Origin of the sequence: Pedobacter sp. HMWF019, assembly GCF_003061025.1 — a bacterium.
In the GTDB taxonomy this organism is placed as follows: Bacteria; Bacteroidota; Bacteroidia; order Sphingobacteriales; family Sphingobacteriaceae; genus Pedobacter.
Genome location: NZ_QAIL01000389.1, coordinates 1 through 3389 on the forward strand (window position 1 = coordinate 1; position 3389 = coordinate 3389).

2 protein-coding genes are annotated in these 3389 nt (G+C 42.2%); one reads left to right on the forward strand and one right to left on the reverse strand.

The annotated features are described in order from the left end of the window. A partial coding sequence (gene recG, locus DBR11_RS21180) for an ATP-dependent DNA helicase RecG (RefSeq protein WP_108554614.1) occupies nt 1-1993 on the forward strand: 1993 nt, incomplete at its 5' end. Here recG and DBR11_RS21185 read toward each other — a convergent pair. After that, on the reverse strand, nt 1994-3205 hold the full coding sequence (locus DBR11_RS21185) for a serine hydrolase (RefSeq protein WP_108554615.1): 1212 nt from the start codon (nt 3203-3205) through the stop codon (nt 1994-1996). Between the last annotated feature and the right edge of the window lie 184 nt (nt 3206-3389).

Sequence of the window (3389 nt, forward strand, 5' to 3'; positions counted from 1 at the left end):
TTATTATCCCTTTCGGTACATCGATCGTACCCGTTTTTATAAGATCAATGAACTTCAGCCAGATCAGCCACTGGTCCAGATCGTAGGAAGAATTACAGACCGGCAGATTATAGGCGATAAGCATAAAAGAAGAATTGTTGCCAGGCTCACGGATGAAACGGGTAGCATGGAGTTGGTCTGGTTTCAGAGCCTGAAATGGGTAGAAGAAAACGTGATGAGGGGTAAGGTTTATATTGTCTTTGGTAAGCCGAATATGTTTAACGGGACTTTTAGTATTTCACACCCAGAACTTGAAAATTACCCCAGGCCTGCAGGCATCACGGGAAACCTGACGTTGCAGCCCATTTATAATTCGACAGAAAAATTAAAGAAACACTTTCTGGATAGTAAGGGAATTCAGAAACTTCAAAGTTTGTTGATTGAGCAGCACATCCGTGAGGTAAAGGAGACTTTGCCTGGCTATATTACGGATAAATATAAACTTATTCGTAAGAGGGATGCTTTACAGCACATCCATTTCCCTGCAAATGCCCATTCGTTGCAGGATGCAGAACGACGGCTTAAGTTTGAGGAGCTTTTTTTTATTCAGCTTCAGTTGCTGAACAGTAAACAACAGCGAACCTTGAAATTTAAAGGTGCAGTCTTTGATAAAGTGGGTGATAAGATCAATACCTTTTACAAAGAAATCCTTCCTTTTGAATTGACCAATGCCCAAAAGAGAGTGATCAAAGAGATCCGCCTGGATACACAAAGAGGGGCACAAATGAACAGGCTTGTGCAGGGCGATGTAGGAAGCGGAAAAACAATTGTAGCTTTAATGAGTATGCTGCTGGCCAACGATAACGGTTATCAGGCTTGTATGATGGCACCCACAGAGATCCTTGCTCGTCAGCATTATCAGTCACTGGTTTCCCTGGTTAAAGAGGACTTTGTAAAGGTAGCGGTCTTAACGGGAAGTACAACCAGGAAGCAACGCAATCTGCTGCATCAGCAACTTGAAAATGGAGAAATAGATATTCTTGTGGGTACCCATGCGCTGATTGAGGATAAGGTTCAATTTAAAAATCTGGGCTTAGTAGTGATTGATGAACAGCATCGCTTTGGTGTAGAACAGAGAGCTAAACTCTGGAGGAAGAATAGTGTACCTCCTCATATCCTGGTGATGACGGCTACACCTATTCCGAGAACATTGGCGATGACTTTGTATGGGGATCTGGACGTTTCAATTATTGATGAGCTTCCTGCCGGCAGGAAGCCTATAGAGACCAGACACCTTTTTGAAGGGCAGCGTTTACGGATGTTTGGCTTTATGAAGGAAGAGATCAGGAAGGGACGTCAGGTCTATGTGGTGTATCCGCTGATTAAAGAGAGTGAAAAATTGGATTTACTATATCTGGAGGCAGGTATAGAACAGATGCGTGATCAGTTTCCTTTGCCCGACTTTCAGATTAGCATTGTTCACGGTAAGATGTCCAATGCTGATAAGCAGTTTGAAATGCAGCTTTTTGTAGAAGGTAAAACGCAGATTATGGTCGCTACTACTGTAATTGAAGTTGGGGTAAATGTACCTAATGCATCGGTAATGGTGATTGAGCATGCCGAGCGTTTTGGCCTGTCTCAGCTGCACCAACTCAGGGGGCGTGTTGGAAGAGGGGCTGAACAATCTTTTTGCATTCTGATGTCAGGAAATAAACTGACAAAGGAGGGGAAACTCCGTTTGGAAACCATGGTCCGGACAAATAACGGGTTTGAGATCTCAGAAACCGACTTACAACTGAGGGGACCTGGAGATTTATCTGGTACACAACAAAGTGGTGTATTGGATCTGAAGCTTGCAGATCTGGCCAAAGATCAGGTGATTCTTCAGGAGGCCAGGAATACAATTATTGAAGTGTTTGAGGAAGATCCAACACTTTCACTTCCTCAAAATCATCTTTTGCGTTCTTATCTGGAGAAAAAGAACCAGGGGATATCTTTCGATAAGATTTCCTGATTAGTCTTCATCGCTGCCTGGCAGTGATCCATTTCCGGAATACGCTCCTTTGCGGATTACAGGCATTTTTAAGTATTTATACAGGTCATCCAAATGGAGTAAACTTCCATTGGTCAGGTTGCCCAGAAAGATCACTACAATATTTTTATTGAGGTCGCGAACATAAATATGTCTGAACCCATGCCACCAGCCAGTGTGGTAAACAACTTTCCTGCCGTTTTCCCCATCAAACATTCTCCAGCCATAGCCATAGTTGAAGTGCCCGTTGATGGCTTTATTGTGGCCGGTATAAGCAGAATCCAGGCTGGATTTGGTCAACAGCCGACCTGTACGTAAGGCGTTGTCGTATAAAACAAGGTCATGTACAGTGCTGTAAATCCCTTTGTCGCCTACGGGTCCGTCCAGGAAATTCTGAACAACAGAGTACCTCCAGGTGCGGTCATGGCCAACAACATCTACTGGGATTTTAGGGTACACTGTGGTGGAGTAAACGTGTGTATGCTTCATGCCTGCTGGCTTAAATACGTTTTCCATCATATAATCTGCATATTTCTTTCCGGTCACTTTTTCTATAATGGCACCAAGGACCATGAAATTTGAATTGTTGTAATGGAAACGCGTATCCGGAGCGGCATAACGTGCGGGCTTATATTCTGCAATCAGGTTCATGACATCCATATTGCTCATTGGCTTTTTCTTGTCTTTCCAGATGCCGTCTGTGAAGTAGACGTAGTTCATCATTCCGCTGCGATGAGAAAGCAGCATTTTAATATTAATTCCGTCATACGGGAAATTTGGAAAGAACTTCTTGACGTCATCTTTTAAAGAAAGTTTTCCTTTTTCGATGAGCTGCATAATGGCTACGCTGGTAAAGGTTTTGGTTACTGAAGCCAGTTCAAATTCTGAATTGATTTTCAGGCTGTCTCTGTGCAGATAGTCTGCCCATCCTATGGCTTTTTCATAAATGATCTTGCCATCTTTAGCCACCAGCATATTGCCGTTAAAGCCGTATTTTTTATGTAAATTCTGGACGAAATCTGCTATGAATTTATCCCCTTTTGCAGGATTGTAAACGAGTAAAAGACTGTCGGCTTTATCGTCATTTTGAGTTCTTACACGAGGATCAGCAGCGGGTTTTTTATTGGAGGAAGAGCAATTGGTAAATAGAAAAGTGGCCATAACAGCCACGGCCAGAATATTACGGTAGGTCATGAATTGATAAGTTCTTTTTAAAAGCTGGAAAAATAAGAAATAATACTCCTTTTAACGTAAAAGAGTTTTAAACATTATCATCTTCATTACATTTCCATATGAAGATAAACCTTAAATTTGCAGCAAAACTTATAAGATTATGAATTTTAGAACGGAACATGATACCATGGGTGAAGTGCAGGTG

Bases quoted from the DNA above. Each gene is read 5' to 3' on its own strand.
- DBR11_RS21185 (WP_108554615.1), bottom strand. From the start codon at position 3,205: ATGACCTACCGTAATATTCTGGCCGTGGCTGTTATGGCCACTTTTCTA.